The 20,922-nt window shown below is 64.3% G+C and carries 15 protein-coding genes, 6 tRNA genes and 1 pseudogene; 13 read left to right on the forward strand and 9 right to left on the reverse strand.

Annotated elements, in window-relative coordinates; all coding sequences use genetic code 11:
- Positions 1–7 precede the first annotated feature (7 nt).
- Together ACOGXI_RS14310 and ACOGXI_RS14315 are read right to left on the reverse strand one after the other, a co-directional pair.
- Entirely contained in the window at positions 8–3,040 is a 3,033-nt protein-coding gene (locus ACOGXI_RS14310) for a molybdopterin dinucleotide binding domain-containing protein (RefSeq protein WP_419939502.1), read from the reverse strand.
- A gap of 92 nt (positions 3,041–3,132) precedes the next feature.
- A complete protein-coding gene (locus ACOGXI_RS14315; RefSeq protein ID WP_419939503.1) occupies positions 3,133–3,942 on the reverse strand; it encodes a cytochrome c3 family protein in 810 nt (269 codons plus the stop codon).
- A 231-nt stretch (positions 3,943–4,173) separates the two neighbouring features.
- Between ACOGXI_RS14315 and ACOGXI_RS14320 the strand changes: the two genes are divergently transcribed.
- From ACOGXI_RS14320 to ACOGXI_RS14365, 10 genes and pseudogenes are all read left to right on the forward strand, one after another.
- Positions 4,174–4,247: transfer RNA gene (locus ACOGXI_RS14320), tRNA-Val, on the forward strand.
- 17 nt (positions 4,248–4,264) lie between these two features.
- Positions 4,265–4,339 (forward strand) — tRNA-Asp (locus tag ACOGXI_RS14325).
- 23 nt (positions 4,340–4,362) lie between these two features.
- A tRNA-Ala gene (locus ACOGXI_RS14330) sits at positions 4,363–4,436 on the forward strand.
- A gap of 75 nt (positions 4,437–4,511) precedes the next feature.
- Positions 4,512–4,583 (forward strand) — tRNA-Thr (locus ACOGXI_RS14335).
- A gap of 61 nt (positions 4,584–4,644) precedes the next feature.
- Positions 4,645–4,717: transfer RNA gene (locus ACOGXI_RS14340), tRNA-Gly, on the forward strand.
- A gap of 76 nt (positions 4,718–4,793) precedes the next feature.
- Positions 4,794–4,867, forward strand: a tRNA-Pro gene (locus ACOGXI_RS14345).
- Between the two features lie 326 nt (positions 4,868–5,193).
- A pseudogene (locus tag ACOGXI_RS14350) lies at positions 5,194–5,343 on the forward strand (sigma factor-like helix-turn-helix DNA-binding protein); the annotation flags it as partial.
- 137 nt (positions 5,344–5,480) lie between these two features.
- Positions 5,481–8,819, forward strand: a complete 3,339-nt coding sequence (locus ACOGXI_RS14355; RefSeq protein WP_419939504.1) for a helicase-related protein — start codon at positions 5,481–5,483, stop codon at positions 8,817–8,819.
- A gap of 208 nt (positions 8,820–9,027) precedes the next feature.
- On the forward strand, positions 9,028–12,393 hold the full coding sequence (locus ACOGXI_RS14360) for an Eco57I restriction-modification methylase domain-containing protein (RefSeq protein ID WP_419939505.1): 3,366 nt from the start codon (positions 9,028–9,030) through the stop codon (positions 12,391–12,393).
- Positions 12,394–12,414: 21 nt separating this feature from the next.
- Positions 12,415–13,008 carry an ATP-binding protein gene (locus ACOGXI_RS14365; RefSeq protein ID WP_419940212.1) on the forward strand — a complete coding sequence of 198 codons (594 nt, stop codon included), beginning with the start codon at positions 12,415–12,417 and terminating at the stop codon, positions 13,006–13,008.
- Here the strand turns inward: ACOGXI_RS14365 and ACOGXI_RS14370 are convergent.
- From ACOGXI_RS14370 to ACOGXI_RS14385, 4 genes are read right to left on the reverse strand one after another with little or no spacing between them, the layout of a single operon-like run.
- Positions 12,903–13,532, reverse strand: coding sequence for a hypothetical protein (locus ACOGXI_RS14370; RefSeq protein ID WP_419939506.1), 630 nt, complete (start codon positions 13,530–13,532; stop codon positions 12,903–12,905). The two genes, ACOGXI_RS14365 and ACOGXI_RS14370, sit on opposite strands and share 106 nt — an antisense overlap.
- On the reverse strand, positions 13,507–14,691 hold the full coding sequence (locus ACOGXI_RS14375; RefSeq protein WP_419939507.1) for an ImmA/IrrE family metallo-endopeptidase: 1,185 nt from the start codon (positions 14,689–14,691) through the stop codon (positions 13,507–13,509). Before ACOGXI_RS14375 ends, ACOGXI_RS14370 begins: the two co-directional genes overlap by 26 nt.
- On the reverse strand, positions 14,688–16,043 hold the full coding sequence (locus ACOGXI_RS14380; protein ID WP_419939508.1) for a 7-cyano-7-deazaguanine synthase: 1,356 nt from the start codon (positions 16,041–16,043) through the stop codon (positions 14,688–14,690). Before ACOGXI_RS14380 ends, ACOGXI_RS14375 begins: the two co-directional genes overlap by 4 nt.
- Positions 16,040–16,570, reverse strand: a complete 531-nt coding sequence (locus ACOGXI_RS14385) for a hypothetical protein (RefSeq protein WP_419939509.1) — start codon at positions 16,568–16,570, stop codon at positions 16,040–16,042. The genes ACOGXI_RS14380 and ACOGXI_RS14385 overlap by 4 nt, the downstream gene beginning before the upstream one ends.
- A 219-nt stretch (positions 16,571–16,789) precedes the next feature.
- On the opposite strand from ACOGXI_RS14385, the gene ACOGXI_RS14390 reads away from it, so the two are divergent.
- From ACOGXI_RS14390 to ACOGXI_RS14400, 3 genes are all read left to right on the forward strand, one after another.
- Positions 16,790–17,629 (forward strand): hypothetical protein, encoded by an 840-nt coding sequence (locus ACOGXI_RS14390; protein WP_419939510.1) that lies wholly within the window; start codon positions 16,790–16,792, stop codon positions 17,627–17,629.
- Between the two features lie 162 nt (positions 17,630–17,791).
- Positions 17,792–18,382 carry a hypothetical protein gene (locus ACOGXI_RS14395; RefSeq protein ID WP_419939511.1) on the forward strand — a complete coding sequence of 197 codons (591 nt, stop codon included), beginning with the start codon at positions 17,792–17,794 and terminating at the stop codon, positions 18,380–18,382.
- A gap of 185 nt (positions 18,383–18,567) precedes the next feature.
- A complete protein-coding gene (locus tag ACOGXI_RS14400; RefSeq protein WP_419939512.1) occupies positions 18,568–19,287 on the forward strand; it encodes a hypothetical protein in 720 nt (239 codons plus the stop codon).
- A 75-nt stretch (positions 19,288–19,362) separates the two neighbouring features.
- Here the strand turns inward: ACOGXI_RS14400 and ACOGXI_RS14405 are convergent, their stop codons facing one another.
- The 3 genes from ACOGXI_RS14405 to ACOGXI_RS14415 form a co-directional block, all read right to left on the reverse strand.
- A complete protein-coding gene (locus ACOGXI_RS14405; RefSeq protein WP_419939513.1) occupies positions 19,363–19,830 on the reverse strand; it encodes a hypothetical protein in 468 nt (155 codons plus the stop codon).
- Between the two features lie 63 nt (positions 19,831–19,893).
- The gene (locus ACOGXI_RS14410) at positions 19,894–20,283 is read right to left on the reverse strand and encodes a hypothetical protein (RefSeq protein ID WP_419939514.1); all 390 of its coding nucleotides are present in this window, start codon (positions 20,281–20,283) and stop codon (positions 19,894–19,896) included.
- A gap of 210 nt (positions 20,284–20,493) precedes the next feature.
- Positions 20,494–20,670: a hypothetical protein gene (locus ACOGXI_RS14415; protein ID WP_419939515.1), complete on the reverse strand. Its 177-nt coding sequence runs from the start codon at positions 20,668–20,670 to the stop codon at positions 20,494–20,496.
- Positions 20,671–20,922 lie beyond the last annotated feature (252 nt).

Consider the following 20,922-nt stretch of genomic DNA (forward strand, 5'->3'; position numbering starts at 1 on the left):
GTGGCCATCAGTGCGCCTCTTCGCCCTCTCCGGCCGCGGCCGGCTCACCGTGGCCGCCGGCCGCCATGTGCCGGTGGGTGACGTCCTCGAGATAGGTGATGGCGGGACGCACCCCGAGTTCTCCGAGCGCGTGGTAGCCGCGGGCGCTCTTCGCCTTGCGGGAGACCTCGCTCTCCGGATCCTTGAGGTTGCCGAAGGTGATCGCGTTCGACGGACAACTGGACTGGCAGGCGGTCGTCACCTCGCCGTCCCTCACGGTCCGTCCCTCGTCCTTGGCGTCGATCTTCGCCTTGTTGATCCGGTGCACGCACATCGTGCACTTCTCCATCACCCCCACCTCGCGGACGGTGATGTCCGGGTTGAGCTGGAGGTTCAGGGGCCATGCGAAGGCCCCGCCCTCGCCGCGACCGCGCGCGGCGTCGTGGTTGAACCAGTTGAAGCGCCGGACCTTGTAGGGGCAGTTGTTCGCGCAGTACCGCGTGCCGACGCAGCGGTTGTAGACCTGGACGTTGAGCCCCTCGGGGCTGTGGTAGGTCGCGTACACCGGGCACACGGGCTCGCACGGCGCGTCGCCGCAGTGCTGGCAGAGCATCGGCTGCTGGACCGTCTGGAATCCGCCGTCTTCCGTCTCCTCCTCGAAGCGGTGGATCCGCATCCACGACATCTCCCGCCGCAGCGCGGCCTGCTCCTCGCCCACGGTGGGGATGTTGTTCTCCGAGTAGCAGGACGTGACGCAGGCGCCGCAGCCGGTGCAGGAGTTGAGGTCGATGACCATGCCCCAGCGGTACGGGCTGTTCGGATCCGAGTCCCACGCGGCCTCGACCAGCTCGACGAGGTCGATCTCGTGTGCCTCGATCTCGTGCAGCGCATCTTCCACGTTCATCGCGTGGACGATTTCGCGGTCGAGGTCGTCGGTGGAGCCCTGCGTGACGACGAGCCGGGCGGTCTCCCCGGTAGCCGTGACGTTGACCGCCGTCCCGGCGTACGCCAGCGCGCCCGAGCCGGGGTCCGCGTTCGCCGCGAGAAGGTCCAGCGGGTTCACCCCGCGGCCGCGCGCGTTGCGGCCGTATTCCGTGTGCCCCTGTCCGAGCGGGATCGCCACCGTGTCGGGGCGGATGCCGCGATAGACGTAGACGGGAGCCTCGATGGCGCCCTGGGCGGATTCGACGCGGACGAGGTCGCCGCGCTCGACGCCGAGTTCGGCCGCCATGTCGGGGTGCATCTCCACCCACGAGTTCCACACGGCCTTGGTGATCGCGTCGGGCTGCTCCTGCATCCAGGAGCGGTTCGCGCCCCGGCCATCGTAGAACTGGGCCGTCGGGTAGACGACGAGTTGCGTGCCGGCGGGCGCCTGCGGGAGCTGGAAGCCGCCGAGGTCGCCGACAGCGCCGCCCGCGGGAGCATCGTCCTCACCGCCCCCGGCGCCATCGTCGCCCGCCCATGCCGCCGCCGGGGCGCCGCCGCGCCGGAGCGCGTCGAGCCACGCGGCGTGGCCGCCGAGCCGCTCGGTCCAGGTGCTCCGCAGCACGGTCGCGTAGTCCGTCCCGCCGAACGCGCCGCCCTGTCCCGCCGCGTTCGCGACGTCCAGCAGCAGGTCCTCGCGCTGGCGCGTGTCGAACACCGGGTGCATGAGCGGCTGTCCGAGCGCCATCGCGCCGTCCGCCAGTTCCGCGTCGCACCACGACTCGAGCGCATGGTGGCAGGGCAGCACCCACCCGCTGGCCGACGCCGTCTCGTCGAGGTGCGGTGTGATCGCGACCGTGTTCGCCACGTTCGCCAGCGCCTCCGCGAACCCGGCCGCGGCGGGGAGCGCGTAGGCCGGGTTGCACCCGGCGACGATCAGCGTTCGCACCTGGCCGGCCCGCATGCGCCCGATCAGAGCCTGCATGTCCGCGAAGCTCGCCGTCGTGCCCTCGGGCGCGCCGTCTCCCGGGAGGACCGAGCGGCCCACCGCGCCCAGCACCTCGTTGAGCGCCGCGACCGCCTGGTGCGCCTGCCGGGCATCGGCCCCCTGCGACTCGAGCCCCGGCGGGATCGCGACCGCGTTCTCCGCGGCGGCGAGTTCCTCTCCGAGCGCGCGGATCGCGTCGGCCGGGACCCCCGCGGCGTCCGCGGCCGCCTCCGGCGATACACCGGGCAGTCCGGCGGGCAGTTCGGCGCCGCGGGACGCGGCCACGACGCCGGCGACCGCGAGCGCCACCGCGCCCTCGGTGCCCGCGCGGGCTTCGATCCACTCGTCCGCGTTGGCGCCGGTGAGCGAGAGGCGCGGTCCGACGAAGGTGAACTTCGCGTGGTGGTGGGCCTCGATGTCGCGTGCAGCGGCGAAACCCGCGGACATCTGCGTCGGCGCGAGCCAGGTGCCCAGGAAGTCCGCCCCGAAGCAGGCGATCCGGTCCGCCGAGGAGAGGTCGAAACGCGGCATGCCGGCGCCGCCGCTCACGTCCGCGGTCCCGGTCGCCAGCGCGTCGTTCGAGAACGGCTCCCAGGCGATGTGCTCGACCCCCATCACGCGAGCCCAGTCCGCGATGAAGCGGCCCGTCGTGCCCGTGACCCGGCCCGTCAGCAGCACCCCGCCGCCGACGCGAACCGCATTCGTGAGCGCGGCCGTCGCATCTTCCCAACTCGCGAACTGGAAGGGAGGCGCACCCTCTTCGGTCGACGGGTTCCGCTGGAGCGGCTGGCTCACGCGATCCGGATCGTAGAGGTCCTGGAGCGTGGAGTGCGTCAGCGACGAAAGGCCGCTCGTGCCGCCCCCGAACCGGGAGTTGGGGCTCAGGCCGAGGACGCGGCCGTCGCGCACCTGCGCGTGCACCGGCACCGGCTCCGGCCCCGCGTCCGGCAGCACCGTTGCGTAGGTCTCGGAAACGCCCGGCGTGATCCCCTCTTCCTCAACCAGGTGCGGGATGAGCTTGTCGGCGAAGTCCGGAGGGCCGCAGGCGGCCATCGTCGCGGCTCCGGCGCCGGAAGTTCCCAGCACCTTCAGGAACCGGCGGCGCGAGGTCCCCGTCCCGTTCACCGCGCCGTCTGCGGAGCCGTTCATCGCGCCGTTTGCCGAGCCGTTCGTCGCGCCGGGCTCGGGCCTGACGTCGCCCGAGCAGCTTCCGCCGCATCCGCAGCCGCCGTGGCCCCCGTTCAGAAGTGACATGCCGCGCAATCCGTGGGAGCCCGGGTCCGGCCGTAGTCCGTGTCGATGTCCCGTGGGTAGAACCCTTCCGGCTGGCGAGGCGCGGGCGCCCGTGGAGGCGGGTTGTCCCGCGCCAGCGTGTGGTCGGTCGCGAAGTCGGCGTCGGACGGAGGTTGCCGATGGCACTCGAGGCACCAGCCCATCGTCAGCGGCGCCCACTGGTAGACCCGGTCCATCTCCTCGACCGGCCCGTGGCAGTCCTGGCACTCGAGGTTGCGCAGGTGCGCCTTGTGGCTGAACTGCACGAACTCGGGCAGCTTGTACACCCACTCCCACTCCACCGGCTCGCCGCGCGCTTCGTACTGACGGAGTTCCTCGACCGGCGGAAGCCCCGTGCCCGCGATGCGGTGGCACCCCATGCAAACCTCGAGCGACGGGACGACTCCCGACACCGACCGCTCCGTCCCCACGTGGCAGTACATGCAGTCGATCTGCAGGTCCGTGACGTGGAAACGATGGTTGAACGGGATGGGCTGCTCGGGTCCTCGGCTCGCGTTCTCGTGATCGTAGATCGCGCGCCACTGCGGGGGCATCGTCGCGAGGTCCTGCTCATCGGCGTACTGAGCGGATGCCGCCGCCGTCTCGCCCTCGCCCGCGGCCTGCGGATCCGCGCTCTCCTGCGCGTGCAGGAACGAAGACGGATCGAGACTCGCGACCGCGAGCTCGAGTTCGCCGGTTGAAGGCCGGTACAGCGCCAGAGCGGTGGCGCCGAGGGCCGCAGCGAGGACGCCCGCGGCCGCGCGAGAGCTTATCTTCATCCGCCTCTCTGAGGGGGAATCGACGATGTGAGTCGCCCGGCAGCCTCCGGCGTGGGAGGCGCGGGTCGCGAACAAGGTAAAGCCCGTTCCGGTGGATGCAACCGTCGCCCGGGACGCCCCATCCAACGCCCGCCGAGGCGCCCGCCAAGGTTGACCGATTCAGGCCGTTCCTTTAGCATTGTGTCGTCCGAGCGGGCTCCCACCCGGGGTCCGCTCGTCGTGTCTTTCGGAGGGGCCTTAGCTCAGATGGCTAGAGCGCTACGTTGACATCGTAGAGGTCACTGGTTCGAGTCCAGTAGGCCCCATCGAAACGCCGCTACGGGGGGCTGTAGCTCAGCCTGGTTAGAGTGCCGGTCTGTCACACCGGAGGTCGCGGGTTCGAATCCCGTCAGCCCCGTTTCCAAACAACGTGTCGAGCGAGGGGCCGTAGCTCAGTCTGGGAGAGCGCTTGAATCGCACTCAAGAGGTCGCGGGTTCGAGTCCCGCCGGCTCCACTGCCGTCGCGTCCACCCCCCGCAGCCCCCGGCGAAACCCTCGCCCCGGGCGGCACGGGTAGCGTCAGGCGGCTCGCCACCGTAGCTCAGGGGTAGAGCACCGCATTCGTAATGCGGCGGTCGTCGGTTCAAATCCGACCGGTGGCTCTGGCAGCACCCCTCCAGCTTGGCCGGCCCCGCGGGCCGCAAGCCGGAGGAAACAACACAAGCGGGTGTAGCTCAGCTGGTAGAGCGCAACCTTGCCAAGGTTGAGGTCGCCGGTTCGAATCCGGTCACCCGCTCTAGAAAGCCGACTCGCCGCTCCGTCAGCGAGCGCGAGCCCGGCCCCGCGCCAAGCGCGCGGTCCGCAGTACCCCTCGGGGCGTGGCTCAGTCCGGTAGAGCGCTGCGTTCGGGACGCAGAGGTCCCCGGTTCAAATCCGGGCGCCCCGATTTTTCGCCCGCCTTGTCATCTCAGCTGGGCGTACTGTTGAGACCCTAGGCCTGCCAAGCCGCCCCCCGGATTACGCGGGCCGCCGAAGGCGGTCGTAGCGAAATCCGGGCGCCTCGGCCCGGTCAACGTGCTGTTTTTTCAAGGCCTGTCGCTTGACCGCGCCAGCGGTCGCGGCCCATCCAGTTGTGGCAAGATGTTCTGCGGACTCTCGCAACAGGGCGAAGAAAGTCGACGACCAGGCGCGCCGGGAGCTGCTGGAGAGGATGTTCACACGCCACATGGCTGAGCGTGAGCGGAGGATCCTCGTCCTTTACTTCGGCCTCGACGACGGCAGGGGATGACGCTGGAGCAGATCGGCGAGCTTCTCGGCGTGACGCGGGAGCGGATACGCCAGATTCGGAACCGGGCCTTCGACAAGCTCCGCGTCTCGCCGGACGGAGAGGCCTTGGAGGGCTTCTGGCGCGGCCACGGGTAGGCCCTCGCCTCCCACGACGGAGATCGGCGCCAACCCAGAGGAGTCTTGGTTTCGGAACCTATTCGGTTGACGCGGAACATCGAACTGTAGACAGTATCGCTCCGCTGCCACTGTGCACGCGAGGAGTGGGTGAGAGGATGAGTCTTCCGGTCATGACAAGGCGCGACGCAATCATCGACAACCAGGACCGCTTGGTTGGCGACTTTCTGCGTGATCGCATCACGCACGGGAGCCTCCTGTCGGTCGTGTCGGCGTACTTCACGATCTACGGGTACGGCGCCCTTCGCGACCGACTCGACGAGATCGGTCGGCTGAGATTCTTGTACGGGGATCCGCGTGGACTCGGCACGTTGGACCCGGAGGAAGCAGAGGACAAGGCATTCCGGCTGACCTCTGAGGGTGGTCTGGAACTGGCACAGGCGCTTATGCAAAAGCCGCTAGCCCGCGCCTGTGCTCGATGGATCGAAAGCAAGGCGGACATTCGGACGGTTCAGCGGAGTAACTTCCTCCACGGGAAGATGTACCACGTCGCCAAGCCGGACGATTCGGGCACGGAGTCTCGTGAGACCTCAGCCCTCGTGGGCAGCTCGAACTTCACCCGCCGCGGACTCGGCTACGGCCACAGCCCCAACCTCGAACTCAATCTCCAAGTGCAGCGTGCGGAGGACAGGGGACCCCTACTGCAGTGGTTCGACGATTTGTGGCATGATCGGGAGCTGACCCGTGACGCCAAGCGGGACGTGCTGGACGCCTTGGAGCGCCTGGGCCGGGACTATTCCCCCGAATTCGTCTACTACAAGACGCTGTTCCATGCGCTCGGAGACCGCTTGGCCCAGCAGCAGGAGGACGAACGGGGAGTGGCTGGCACCCACCTCTACGATTCGGAGATCTGGAAGCATCTCTACGAGTTCCAGCGGCAGGGCGCGAAGAATGCGATCAACCGCCTTCGTCGGCACAACGGCTGCATTGTTGCCGACAGCGTGGGGCTTGGGAAGACTTTCACGGCGTTGGCCGTGATCAAGTACTTCGAGTCGTACAACGAAAGGGTTCTGGTGCTCTGCCCGAGCCGACTCAAGGCGAACTGGCTTAGGTACGTGGCACATACCGGCCAACGGTCCAACCCCTTCCTCGGCGACCGCTTCGGTTACACCGTTCTCGCCCACACCGATCTCAGCCGCACTCGCGGCATGGCTGGCGACAATAATCTCGCCGGATTCAACTGGAGTGGTTTCCACCTCGTCGTCATCGACGAATCCCACAACTTCCGCAACGAAGGGCGGGACAAGCGAGACAACGAGGGGAATCTCATCTCCCGGAGCCGCTACCGTCGCTTGCTTGAGGAGGTGCTCACAGAGGGAACGAAGACCAAGGTGCTCATGCTGTCGGCGACGCCGGTAAACACAACCCTGCGCGACCTGCGCAACCAGATATACTTGATGACCGAGAAGCGCGAGGACGCCTTCCGCGAGCTCGGCATTGGCGGCGTGAGTAACATCTTCGCGCGTGCCCAGAAAGAGTTCCGGAAGTGGGAGGAGTCCCTCGCCGATGGCGGCACTCGCGACAAGGCCGTGTTGCTCGAGCGGTTGGGCGCCGACTTCCTAGCGGTCTTGGACGCGGTAACGATCGCCCGCTCGCGCCGCCACATTCGCCTATACTATCCGGACTTCGAGAAGGAGCACGGAGCGTTTCCGGAAAGGGCGAAGCCGCGGAACCTGTACCCGGCGACCGACACTAGGGGCGCGTTGTCCTACGACCAGCTACACGAGGTCATCAGCAGGTTCCGGATGGCCGTGTACATGCCCTCACAGTACGTCACCGACCCCACGGATCTGGACGAGGAGAAGCGGAAGCTCAATTTCGACCAGCGCGACCGGGAAAGGTGGCTGATCGGGATGATCCGCGTCAACCTGCTCAAGCGTCTGGAAAGCTCGGTGGATTCGTTCGCGCTGACGATGGAGCGGATCATCGGGAAGATGGACGAGCTGGATAACCTCATCGAGCGCTGGGAGGCCACGGGCGAGGGCAGGCACCAGTTCGGCATGGGGTTGGCCGACGAGGAGGACGATGAGTTCACGCTCGGCGAAGGAGCTGCGTCGTACAGGCTGGAGCAGCTGGACATCCCTCGACTGCGAGATGATCTGCGCGCGGACCGGGAGAGTTTCCGTAGGATCCTGCGACAGGCACGCGCGGTCACGCCCGCTCGCGACGCCAAGCTGCAGGAGTTGGGGCGCGTTCTGGCCGAGAAGGTGCGTGAGGCCCCGCGGGACAGGGAGGGGCGCCCGAACCGCAAGGCGCTGGTGTTCACCACCTTCTCGGACACCGCGAAGTACCTCTACGAGAACTTGGAGGAGTGGGCTCGCGACGCGGGTATCGGCATGGCGCTGGTGGCGGGGAGCGCGGGGAACCGGGCAACCGCGGGGAGCACCCGCTTCGAAGACATACTCGCGCGTTTCTCGCCCCGGTCGCACGGGGAAACGGCCGATCCGGGGACGGACGAGGAGATCGACATCGTGATCGCCACAGACTGCTTGTCCGAGGGACAGAACCTCCAGGACTGCGATCTAGTGGTCAACTACGACATCCACTGGAACCCCGTCCGCCTCATGCAGCGCCTAGGGCGGATCGACCGCATCGGCAGCACCAATCGCGAGGTGCGAATGGTGAACTTCTGGCCCACGGAGGATCTTGATCGATACCTCGATCTCAAGAACAGGGTCGAGGCGCGCATGATGCTGGCGGACGCGGCGGGGACCGGTGCCGACGATCCGCTGGGGCTGGACGAGGTCGGGGTCGACGACGGGCGCGAAGCCGCGCAGGCGGAACTGAGGTTCCGCGACCGGCAGCTTCGGAAGCTACGCGAGGAGACGCTCGACATCGAGGATGTGGACGACGGCGTGTCCCTTACGGACTTCACGCTCGACGACTTTCTTGCGGACCTAGCCAACTATCTGCAGCGCCACAGGAAGGAGCTGGAGAGTGCACCGTTCGGCATTCTGGCAGTGGTGCCGCCTCAGTCGGAACGCGATGGCGTGCGCGAGCGGCCGAGGGAGCTTCAACCTGGCGTGATCTTCTGCTTCAAGCAGCGCAACAGTCCGGAGCAGCCGACGCCGAACCGGCTCCAACCGTACTTCCTAACGTACGTGCATGACGATGGCACCGTGCGCTACGGATTCCAGAACGCAAAGGAGACTCTCGGGTTGTTCGCGACGGTGGCGCGTGGCCGAGACCGAGTACAGAGGAACTTGGTAGAGGCCTTCGACAGCGAGACGGGGCGTGGCCAGGAGATGGCGAAGTACAACGGCATGGTGAAAGCGGCGCTTGCGAGCTTGGTTCGTGCCTTCCGCAGGAAGACGCTGGCTGGCCTGACCCAGAGACGCGGCGCGAGGGTCCCCAAGCGATCGGAGCAGCCGAAGCGCGGCGAGGACTTCGAGCTCGTGACTTGGTTGGTGATCCGAGAGGAAACCGATCAAGACTGACGAGGGGGTCGCCCGCCTCGAAGCGGTTCGTGAGGCCCTCCGTGCCTTCGAGGTCGAACCGTTACGAGACCGCGCCGAGGCGCTGCTCGGGGTTCTGGGCTATGGGAGTGAGCGCTGCGACGAGGACTTCGATTACGGGCCGGAGGACTTCCTCGACTGGGCCGATAGGGAGACCGATGGTCGCCGGATCCCCGAGCGGCCTCGGAAAATGATCCGCGAGACATGGAACCGGATCAAGATGGTGTTGCAGTACACCGAGGCCGAACTCGGCAGGCAGGTGGACCTGTTCAGTGGGGAAGCCGACCCGCACCGGTGGGAAAAGAGTCGGGCGAAGTCGTTTCTCTTCCTCGCCGTGGACCTGAGGGAAGGCGACCATCCGCGCCACAGGCTGGCTGCCATGACGCGCGCAGTCAATCGTCCCCTGAAGATGCCCGGCATCATCTTCTTCCGGCATCGTCGCGGCGACGGGTCCACCGCCCTGACCTTGGCGGTGATCCACCGCCGAGCCCACAAGCGTGATCGGGATCGCGATGTGCTGGAGCGCGCCACGCTGATCAAGGACATCCGGGTGGCCGACCCGCACCGGGCGCACGTCGACATTCTTACGGAGCTGGCCCTGCCGTCGCTGGCGCTCGAGCACCGCACGTTCGATGCGCTCCACGCAGCCTGGGAGAATGTGCTCGACACCGAGGCGCTGAACAAGCAGTTCTACAGGGAGCTGTTCGGGTGGTTCGAGCGGGCGGTCGCGGAGGCCAAGTTTCCCGACGCGGCGCCAGCCGAGGAGCAGGTGATTCGCCTGATCACGCGGATGTTGTTCGTCTGGTTCGTCAAGGAGAAGGGGCTGGTGGCCGAGGACTGGTTCGACGAGTCCGCGATGCGGAGCCTGCTGCGCGATTTCGACGGATCGGACTACTACCGGGCGGTGCTGCAGAACCTGTTCTTCGCCACGCTGAACACGCCGATGGACCAGCGGCGGTTCAGCGCCCGCACGCGGACCACCCACCGCGTCTTCTCCCGCTATCGATACCGAAGCCTGATTAAAGACATCGAACGGTTCAAGCTCCTGATGCAGCGGACGCCGTTCATCAACGGCGGCCTCTTCGATTGCCTTGACGACGAGCAGTCGAGGAGCGCCGGGGGCAGGCGCATCGACATGTTCAGCGATCCCGATCCCCGCGACGGTCCGGAAGCCGCTCGGGCACGCCGGGAGGCATGGGAACAGCTCAACGTGCCCGACGAGCTCTTCTTCGGGGCCGAGGGCCTCTTGGGGCTCCTAGCGAGTTACAAGTTCACAGTTGAAGAGAACACGCCAGTCAACGTAGAGGTCGCTCTCGACCCGGAACTGCTCGGCCGAGTATTCGAGAACCTGCTCGCGGCGCACAATCCCGAGACACGCGAGCGCGTGCGGGGAGACCGGAAGCGAACGGGCTCGTTCTACACGCCACGGAAGATCGTTGACTACCTTGTGGATCAGACCCTGATCCCAGCGATCGAAGCCAAGGCCAAGCCTTCGGACGGCGACCCCGTGTTCTGGCGCGAACGCCTCCGCTACTTGTTGGACTACGAGGACGCCGGCGAGCTCTTCGAGAGAGCGGACACCCACGCGATCACGCGCGCGATCTCAACGCTGAAGGTGCTCGATCCGGCCGTCGGATCCGGGGCCTTCGCCATGGCCGTCCTCCAGAAGCTGACCCTGGCCCTTCGGCGACTTGATCGGGACAACACGGTCTGGCAGCAACTCCAGAAGGAACGGGCCATGGGGCAGGCCGATTCCGCCTTTGATGAGCAACAGAAAGTCGCTCGAGATGCGGAGCTGCTCGAGATCAGCGAAGCGTTTGCGCGCTATTCCGGCGACTTCGGACGGAAGCTCTACCTCATCCAGAACAGCATCTACGGAGTGGACATCCAGTCCATTGCGTGCCAGATCGCACGGCTGCGGTTCTTCATTTCGCTCGCCATCGAGCAGGAGCGAGATGACTCCGCGGAGAACATGGGGATCAGACCGCTTCCCAATCTGGACACGCGATTCGTCGCGGCTTCCACGCTCTTGGGTCTGGCCGAGACGCAGCGCACCTTTCCGGGGGACAACGTGCATGACATCGAGGAGCAACTCGCTGCCAACCGGGAGCGGCACTTCCACGCGCGAACTCGACCCGAGAAACTGTACTGCATCCGCACGGACCGGACGCTTCGGACGAAGCTTGGCACGGCGCTCGAGGACGCCGGGTTCTCCGAAGCCGTGGCCACGAGGATCGCCGAGTGGGATCCATACGACCAGAACGCCAGGGCCGACTGGTTCGACGCTGAGCACATGTTCGGTGTGCGCGACGGCTTCGACATCGTGCTTGGCAACCCGCCGTACGTACGAGCGGATTTCCCGGATGATCGGCACCGCGAACTCCGCGAGACCATCATGGCCAGCGGGCAGTACAAGACGCTATGGGAGAAGTGGGACCTGTTCGTGCCATTCATCGAGAAGGGATTCCAACTGCTGAGCCCGAACGGAACGATGGCCTACATCGTGTCCGACGCCTACTGCCACGCCAAATATGCGGAGAAATCCCGGGATTGGTTCCTGCGTAATGCACGCATCGTTCGCTTGGACTTCCTGAGTAGGTTGAGAGTCTTTGACGCTGCCGTTCACAACGTGATCTTCGTGTACCAGAGGGCGGACGGCCGTGTGAACCAGCCCCAGCGGCGGCTTCACGACGAGAGATTCGGCAAGGTTACGCGACTGCCGACAGGCGAGCAACGCTCTCTTACTGCGCGGCAGACGTTCTTCCCCGAGGGGATCCCCGTTTCCCGTACTGAGGATCACACAAGCCCAACAATCCAGCTGAGTCGGATTTGCTACATCAGCAAGGGCATGGTCGTGCACGCTCACGAGAGGCGCGCGCCGGGAGCGTTTCGGATGATGGATCTTGTGTCAAACGTGCAAGACGAACAGCATCGCAAGCGCTTCGTGGAAGGAAAGCACTTGGCCAAGTGGCTCCCGGCAACTCACCGGTGGATTGAGTGGGGGACGCAGCGCGCCCCCGTGCTGTTCAGTCGCCCCACTTTCCCGGAGATGTACGACGTCGCAGAAAAGTTGATCGCACAACGTAGTCCCGGTCCTGATCCAATGACGTGTCTCGACACTGAACAGTTACGCTTCCCCGAGAGCTGCGTAGGGTTCATCCGATGGCACGACCTCTCCGCTGTTCGCAATCGATCCATCAAGCTCAAGACCCGATACGTCGATGAGAGGCCAAGACGCCCGGATCTGCCCCGACGGGAGGATCTAGAGGAAACCAGCAGCCGCTTTGCCACGAAGTACCTACTGGGCGTCATGAACTCGACGTCTGCGCGGGATTCCCTTCTCGCGAATCGTCGTAGCAACATCCATCTCTACCCGGCCGACTGGGGCAAGCTGCCGATTCCAGATTGTGCCGAAGGGGACCAGGAGCGGGTCGTTCGCATCGTCAATACCATCCTCGCGGCCAAGCGCGCCGACATCGAAGCTGACGTGACCGCCGAGGAGGAAGAGCTGGATCGCGTGGTGCGGGAACTCTACGGTGTGAATTCGTCACCGTAACAGTACCACCGGCTCAGGCAAATCTCACAATCGTTTGGGTGCTCGGCGACCAGGCCTGCCGCCACGGCATCTCCACCAGCTACTGTCACCTCTCACGGCTCCTGGACAAACTCACCATCGCCCGCGGGGACGGGCACCTACCCCAAGGTCGTCCAACGGCTCGCCAGAACCCGACTCTTCATCCTCGACGACCTCTACGCCCGTGGAGGCACCCGGCTGGCCAGCCAAGTTCCCGTCGAGCACTGGCACGACGTCGTCGGAGATCCCGCCTTCGGCGACGCCATCCTCGACCGCCTCCTCGACAACGCACACCGGATCACCCTCAAGGGCGCTTCCATGAGGAGGCTCTACGACTCTCGAGGAAGGTCGGTGACAGCCGGTAGACTCCAACCCTCAACCCCACACCCCGGCTCCGCTATGGATCTCTGCTCCTCCAACGTGATCGGCATGGATCGGAATCACCGGTCGGCTTCGTCCGAATACGCACCTACGCATCCCTGGTTCTTGGATCAACGTGCTCGATCCGTGTGGGTGTCGCGAAACGACCGAGGCAAACTCGGGCACTCAGCGGCGCGGTCGGCGCCAATACGGTCGATGACTTCGCGGAGTCGCTGACGGGGAACTTGCATGCGCGCATCGCGCAACGCCAAGAAGATCGCCTCGCTCTGGCCAGGCTCCCCAAGTCGCTCCGCCACCAAGGGGTGGAGTAGCATTGCGACTGTCGACGCAAACAGCAGGCTAGGGAAACGGACAGCACATATCCTCCTTGCCTTGCGTTCGTCGATCAGCGCGAGGCTATCGTGCCCCACCGCATAGGCGATCGTTGCGGCTTCTCCGTCGTCCAGAGTCCTCTCGAATCCGCCTTCGACGAGCGACCGGTAGACAACGTCATCGCAAGATCTGAGTTCCGCCAACGCAATTGATCCTTGGCTGATCAATGCTTCGAGTTCTTCCCCGCATCGGTGTCCATGGGACCCGCCGAGGGACAGCTCACGGAGGACGTTGGGGGTCACGAAGAAAGGGTTCGGGAAAGCACCGATAATCGCGGCCGCACTCGCAGTCGCGTTGAGGTTGATGATCACGCTGGCATCGGCCACGACGGGGATGTCTGGGTTAGCGGGGAAGTTCGACGAGTTCATCAGCCTCGCTTTTTTCGGTCTCCACACCGTCAAGAAGCTGCCTCACCTCGAGACGATGAAGCTTGAGCAATCGTGCGAGCTGGCCCTCGCTGTAGAAGGTCTTCTTCCATGCTTCGCGTGCGAGAAGCGCCAAACGTGGCGGGACGCAATCCAGATGCGAAATCCCATCCTCCTGCTTGTTGGGCGACGCGCCTAGCACTTCCTCCGCTTGCCTGTTCGTAATGCCCCCGTGGGCCTGAAACCAATCCCAGGTTCCATCGCGAGCAAGCCCTAGTTCTTCGAGTCGCCGGACCATGGCTTCGCGCGAGACGCCAAAGCAGTGAGCCAGAAGAATCACATGACGGCGCGTGAGGTGTGAATGACCTGCCGTCAGTTCGGCAAAACGCTGCTTGACGGCGTGCGCAGGAGTCAAGAAGGAACGCGCGAAGTAGTCCGCGTATCGCTCTTCCCGCGAACTCGGGCTGCTATCGGCCCTCAGGACACCCGGCTCTCGACGCGTTGAAGTGAAGTGTCCCAACTCGTGTGCGACAGTGTACGTGCGCCGACCGCTGGGATGGCTGGCATTCAAGAGCATACATGCGCCCGCTGCGTCATCGTAGGCAAACAGTCCGGAGATGCGGCTGTCGAGAGGCCGCAGGTACACGCGAATCCCGAGGTCCAGATCCACCATGGAAACGACATCCTTGACTGGACCTCCTCCAAGTCCAAGCCAGATACGCAAATCTTGCGCGTCCTGCTCCGCTTGCGCGCGAACGTCGCCGGGAAGGATGCGCTTCTCGCGAGGATAGTTGCGATGCCGCTCGACACCGAGGGCATTCTCCAGCTCTACCTCGGCACTCACCAAGTCGGTAAGAAGTCGTGCGGCTCCATCCGTTGCCCCGTCAGCGCTTCGCCGCAGTCGTCGGAACTGGGGCACGAGATCAAGGTGAACCGCGTCTCGTCGCAGAATCGCGTTTGCGGAGGTCCCGTATAGGAACGCAAGCTCCTGCAATTCTCGAGTCTTGACTCGCCGTCGCCCCTGTTCAATCGCGACGAGCGTGGTACGCGCAATCTGGATTTTTTCAGCCGCCTCGGCTTGAGTGAATCGCGCCACCTGCCGCGCGGCCTGGAGGCGTTCACCGATGGCGGGGTCGGCCAACGTCTCGGTGATCAAGCTCATCGGTCACCCCGAATCCAGTTCCTGACGAACGAACCTGCCCCCAACGAATTTAGATACGCTTTCCACTCAGCTGCATGGCGTTCCAAGAGGCGAATCAGGTGCCCCTCCGAATCCTCGGTGTGCCGGAGAACGCGTCGGAGAGAAGCTGCGTGCCGTCTCACGATCCGCCGTGCTCGGACATCGGCCATCTCGGCGAGGTCATCCATGTGCCTGACTCCCGCGATGGCGTAGTCTCGATAGGCGTCGTTCAGATGCTTGAAGTCGGGGTCTACCGCCGACGCCAGCGTGGCCGCGCTCATGTCAGTGCAGACGTAGGTCTCCGGGTTTTCCGAGAGGCCGGCCGCGTGAACGCTCACGCGCCTCAACATACACGCAGCGCAAACCCCGCAGTGGCGCCACGACCCTCGGACCGAGCTCCAGCGATTGTCTCGCCAGCAGGACTTGGTAGACCGCCAGGTCTCATCGCCATCGATGGCGACGTAGCGCGCAAGAGTTTCCCCCTTCGTGCACCAGAGGCGGGGGAAGCGGTAGCGGATAGACTGTTCAAGAAGCGCTGCCAGGAACCGCTCCATGCGGCGCATAAACCGCGGGTGATTGCGGTAATCGTAATAGGCATGTCCAACGCTCACGAGCGATGGCCCAAGGGCACCCTGTCCGCTCTCGGGGATGATGATTTTGTTCGCGCCGGTCAGGTAGGCCGCCAGTCCTGAGATCATCGCGAACTTGAATCCACGGTTCATCGCGGTCGGCTCGTGGCGCGTGGCTCTAACGCGATAGGGTACCGAAACGAATGGCCGTCCGTTGGCGTTCGTGGCACGCTCCACTCCACCGACGCGCACGCGCACCACGTCGTCGCCAAGACAAGCCTTGGCGAGTCCTGCGACCGCCAGCGAATCGACGCCTTCGCTGTAGGGTAGGACGGCCTTGGACGGGGGGAATAGAGGGAAGCGGTCTCCTCCCGAGTGCTCCAGCCCCCCCGTGCGCTTGAAGAAACTGAGCGACCAGTGGTCGCCCGTGACGAACTCGAGGGCCTCCAGCAATCCGTCTTTCGCCGCTGGCTCTTCCCAGCGGTCTGGATCATCTACTGGAATACGAATCGATAGGCGTCGAGACCATCCCAGAGACGGGCGCCGACATGATAGGTCGGTGAATTCCACGCTCGCCGCCACAAGCATCGCATCGAAGATCAGCGTCTCCCACCTGGAGAAGGCGTAGGATTCGAGGGCTGCCGTAGAGAACTGGATGTTCCGGTTGAGTTCACACCTGAGCCAGCCATCGCGCGGTGGACTCCCGGGCTCGCAAACAGCTACCTTCACTTCGGGAGGCAACGCGCCGGACGCCAGCTGGATCACAGCTGCGGCCCGTCATCAAGCCCTGAGCGTTTCGCAGGACTGGGGGACGAAGCGGAGGAACCAGTCGGTGCAATCATCCGAGATGCTAAACCATGAAAATCACACAGGCGGTGGGCCGAGGCGAGTCGACGGTCAACGGCGACCGTGGGTGAGCGGTTCTTCCTGTAGTAGTGTTCCTGAATGGCACGTGAGTGATCGCGAGCGCACTCGTCAAGCGTGTCAGCAACGGCCGCTTCCACCAGATCAGATCCAGATGAGCCGCTGGATTCCTCGTCGAGCAAACAGGTGACGAACGTTTGGGCGACCTTCGACCCGGGATGCTCCCGCTTGAGCGCATCCAACTCGACGCTCAAGTCGGGCGTGAACAGAACGCCTTGGCCATCGGGGGCGACAGCGCGACAGACCGCTTCAAGAGGAAGCGCCTTCGCCTCCTTCTGGAGCGCAGCCTCTAACGCTCCGGAAAGCTCGTCGGTTGAGAAGGCTCGTTTCTCTGCTTGCTTTGCGACCTGTTTCCAGTGCCGTCGCATCGGCAAGCTCCTCCACGGTCCGTCACTCATGGTAGGCCATCATGTCAGAATTGTAAACATCAAGACGTGACAATGTCAAGGCCGACGGAAAGCAAGCGACTTGGTGGGGCCACGGAAGCCCACGAGGGGCGGCGAGAGGAGTGCATGCCTGGCGAGCCAGAGAGTCCCGGTCCTGATCGACGCGGACGGGGGAAACGACGGAATCGATGGATCCCCGCCTTGATCAAGTCCGACCCGGACCGCACTGCGAGGCGGATGCGGAACCTCGGAGAATACGTTCGCCGTAACCTGCTCGACGGTGATCGCTTCATCTGCAAACACCACCGCGACTGCCGCGCCACCGCACCCCCGTATTTCTACGAGGGCCAGATGAGCCACGTCGGCAAGCACTACGATCTCGTGGTATGCGATCAGGAACTGCGGATCGTCGTGGTTGGACAGGAGTACGGACAGGCTTTCGCGCGTGTCGACCTCAAGAGCCGCACGTCGATGATCGACGGATCGGCCAGCGAGAGTTTCAGCGGTCGAAATCCACATATGCGTGGCACCACCTCGATACTGCGACTGCTGCTTGGTAGGCGCCTTGGTACCAACGAGGAAGGAGAACGGCTCTTCGCGGACGGCGCGTCGACCGCGCATATCTTCGATGGCTTCGCCCTCGTCAACGCTCTTCTTTGCTCCGCGCTGAACGATCCCCCGGACGGCATGAGGGCGGGCAAGGGCGCTTCGAGTCCGCTGATGCGGCGGAACTGCGCTCGACACTTCCTCGGGACCATGGAGATTCTCGAACCGACGGTCATCGTTGCCGAGGGTCAAGGGGTCCGAGACTGGATCGGTGGTCCGCTCGGACTCGGGTCGAAGCCGACCGCCTCGTACGATGGTCCCGCGACCATTGAGCACGGTCGAATTGCTGGAGAGCGAGTGGATGTCCTGACGTTCAACCATCCGTCGGCACCCGGCCCGTCGGCGTGGTGGGGGAGATCTCCCCGCTCGAAGTACCTGCAGCAAGTTGTCGAGCCCACGATCGCGAGATGGCGAAACGAATCGTCCAGATGCTGACAGCAAACGTCCACGCCGGGGTGAGGCTCGAGCCCGTCGCGCCGCTCGGTTCGTCACGCAGACAAGGTGGAAACCGTCCCTCTGGGGCCGCAGCTGTCAGGTGCTTACCGTTCTAGAATACGATGAACGACCTCGATTCCCTCAGCCGCTTGGATTCGGGCCTTGGACAACTGGTCAGTGACCGCACCCGAGACCCCTAGGGTCGGCTTCTATCCCGCTTGCGGTCTTGATGTGCAGGAGTCCGCAGCGATTCTCGCTCCGTTTGTCGACCGGATCCTGTTCTGCGACATCGACAGGCGAAGGGTCCCGGACTGGAACCGGCTGAAGCGCACCCTCCCCCCGGGCCCGGCGGTCGATTTCAAATGCTGCGACGCGCGTGCTGCGCTTGTGGGCATACCGCGGATCAGCGTCGCGTTTCACCGAAAGGACAGCCAGGGCGAGGGCGGGAGCGCGCTCAGCATCCTCAGGGGCCGCTTGGCGGGGACGATCTTGGACCGGTTCCCTGCAGAGGGTGGGCTCTTCATAACGGACGGCTCGAACCTCTGGGGCAAGCAACTCAAGCGATTGACCCGAGCCAGCGGAGTGCCGGTTCATCTGGCGGATGGGATCGCGGCGATCGGCGAACTTGGCTACAAGCAACTGCGCCTTGCTAGAGGAGTGGCGACTCATCGCTGGCGGCTACGCCCTGCTCCAGACCAGACCCTCCTCGAGTTACATGGACTCTGGATCATCACCGCAACGAAGGAAGGCTAGCTGAGCCAGCCGCGGGCGCTGGGAGTCGCAGCTCCGCCGTCCTCGCCGTGGCAGTGGCGGAGGCGGTAACGTACGGCATGAGAGAGGTCAACGCCCCGCCGGCCCATAGGCCCCCAACCAAACCAACCCCGTGGTCCTTCGCCCGTGCACTCTGGTCGAGTGGGCAGAGCTGGATTATCTGGCCGATGAGGGCTGCGTCCGTCGTCGTTTCCTTGGGTGGGGGGTTGGCGGTCTTTCTCGCTCCGACGATTCGCTGGCCAATTACGGCGGCGATCGCCTTCTTCCTCCTCGTGATGGTTGCAACCGCAGGATTCCTCCTTTGGCGAACGGAGGTGCTGAAGGCGAACCGAGCCTACGAGGCCTTCCAGCCGCGCTTTCGGATCGTCCCGGTTGTTGCGAAGTCCGAGGACAGAGTCCGAGCCGTTGTTGAGATTGTGAACGAGTCGCCGACGCGCATCCATAACCTCCGTGTCGCCGTGGTCGACGTATTTCGGCTATCGAGAGAGCCTGCCGATAGAGAAGCCGTCGGGGATGTAGGCGTGTTGCCTCAGGAGGGCCCAGCGCACTTTGATGGCCCGCCGAAGCGAGACTCCGTAACGCTCGACGGTAGAGCGCGTTTTGACCTCGCGATGGCCATCGTGCATCGAGAAGGAATATTCCAGCACGCTCGAGACCGTCGCAAACAACAAGGAGAGTTACTTCCAGAGGGCGAGGTGTACGTCTTCCGAGTCGAGGCAGCGGCCGACGATGTCCCAAGAATCGAGGAACTACTTGAACTCCGAACGACTCGCGACGGCGCGGTGGATAGCGATCCCGACACCGGAGACGCAATAGCGCGCAAGCCCCTGCCGTCCTTCCGGTTCGACATCGTTTCGGATACGCCCCCGGTGCGCGATAGCGATTGAGGTCGCGCTCGTCGTAGCCTGCTTCGTCTCGTCACGCGGCTGAGGTGGACACACACCGGGCAGTCGCGCTCACCTTCACGATCCAGCCGTTGAGTCCGGAAGGACCCCGTGCTTCGGGCACACCGATCTCATGCAACACACGCCACACTCCGGCGGGCGCCCCGTGTGACACCACCTGTTCCCGAGATGCCATGCCGGCCAGTCGAGTTCCCCCGGCCACTCCGGGTTGAGCTCGCGAGCGCGCAACTGGAGCAGGCCCAGCCGCTCGAACACCCGCAGGACGTGAGTGTCGACCGCAATGTCGGGCATGGGCGCCGTGAGGCGGATGCCGAAGTCGCGAATCAGGATGTTCACGGCCATGTTGGCGATCTTCGGGCCCACTCCGTCGAAGGCCAGGAACCGTCTGGCCACCGCAGCGCCGCTGCTCCCGTCGGTCCAGATACCCGAGGCGTCCCCGCCGTACCTGTCCCCGATGTGCCGGATGGCTGCCGGAAGCAATCGTGCCATCTCGGCGCCCAGGCGGTGGCCCGAGGACGCGAGCACGGAGGCCCACTCCTCCTTCGGAAGGGGAATTACAAAGAAAGGTGTAACGGGCTTCACGTTCACTCAAACTACCTTCGGGTACGGATTCTCTGGTTGTTCCCCCCGAGTCACTTCAAATGTACGGCCTCCGTCTGGCGACAGCATGCCAATCCCCCATACGGACGACCACGCCGCCGCTTCGCTGAGACCGGCGTGAAGCGACTTCCAACCATCCTCGTCCACGAACAAATTCACGGCCATGCGGAACACCTCGGGGTTCTCGTCACCGTACCAGATATGGTCCAATAACAGGAAAAACAGGTCCGGCTCCAAGAGCAAGCCGCTCGAATATACTACTTCCGCCAACTCCTCAGGTACATAACCACAATGACGATACGTTGATGACTTGCGTCCACCTAGGAACTTCTTGTCACCCGGGCCAACACAGATCAATGGCGATAGCGTTAGGATCATACCGGCTTTCCGGCTCTGGCCGATGGCCTAGCGTCAGGTACTCTTCCATCGTTCCATGCCCGGCTTGTACCGCTCGTACTATCTCCGCGCCCCACTCAACCAACTCCATCGTGGACGTGCGAAAACTTGCACCTGCGGCGTTGAATTGCGCGTAATAACAATCGCCCGATACTGTTGCCGTCCATTCAGGATCGATCTTACTCACAACGCTCAGCCTCCCCTCTTCCCATCACTTCTTCGTTTGCGGATCTGCCTGAACAGCGCACGGGCCAGCGCCTGCGGCGTTGCGCCCTCGAAGCCCGGTGCTTCGGACGGCACGTCGTACTTCGCATGTAGCTCGTCCTTCGTCGGCACCGGGTCGCGACGATCTTGTTTCTTCTCTTCCACTTCAACTCCCGTGAATCGTAGTATTTACAGGGTACGTACAACCGTATCTTCATGCTACGTCAACTCACAACAAAAGGTCAAGTCTTATGCCATCTCTACCTCCACCAACATTACCAATAAGCCGTCTTCGTGAAGAGCTTCCCGGTCGCTATTCATGTATCATATTTCGGCGGCGACGAAATGCTCGTCACATTTGACGGACAACAGTACATCACGCTCCCCATTGAGTACGACGAAGACGATGTAGCTCGT

The organism is Candidatus Palauibacter sp. (genome assembly GCF_965208055.1).
Classification (GTDB): domain Bacteria; phylum Gemmatimonadota; class Gemmatimonadetes; order Palauibacterales; family Palauibacteraceae; genus Palauibacter.

Bases quoted from the DNA above. Each gene is read 5' to 3' on its own strand.
- ACOGXI_RS14370 (WP_419939506.1), bottom strand. From the start codon at position 13,532: ATGAACTCGTCGAACTTCCCCGCTAACCCAGACATCCCCGTCGTGGCC.
- ACOGXI_RS14400 (WP_419939512.1), top strand. From the start codon at position 18,568: ATGAGGGCTGCGTCCGTCGTCGTTTCCTTGGGTGGGGGGTTGGCGGTC.
- ACOGXI_RS14315 (WP_419939503.1), bottom strand. From the start codon at position 3,942: ATGAAGATAAGCTCTCGCGCGGCCGCGGGCGTCCTCGCTGCGGCCCTC.
- ACOGXI_RS14410 (WP_419939514.1), bottom strand. From the start codon at position 20,283: ATGATCCTAACGCTATCGCCATTGATCTGTGTTGGCCCGGGTGACAAG.
- ACOGXI_RS14360 (WP_419939505.1), top strand. From the start codon at position 9,028: ATGATCCGCGAGACATGGAACCGGATCAAGATGGTGTTGCAGTACACC.
- ACOGXI_RS14355 (WP_419939504.1), top strand. From the start codon at position 5,481: ATGAGTCTTCCGGTCATGACAAGGCGCGACGCAATCATCGACAACCAG.
- ACOGXI_RS14375 (WP_419939507.1), bottom strand. From the start codon at position 14,691: ATGAGCTTGATCACCGAGACGTTGGCCGACCCCGCCATCGGTGAACGC.
- ACOGXI_RS14385 (WP_419939509.1), bottom strand. From the start codon at position 16,570: ATGCGACGGCACTGGAAACAGGTCGCAAAGCAAGCAGAGAAACGAGCC.
- ACOGXI_RS14310 (WP_419939502.1), bottom strand. From the start codon at position 3,040: ATGAACGGCTCCGCAGACGGCGCGGTGAACGGGACGGGGACCTCGCGC.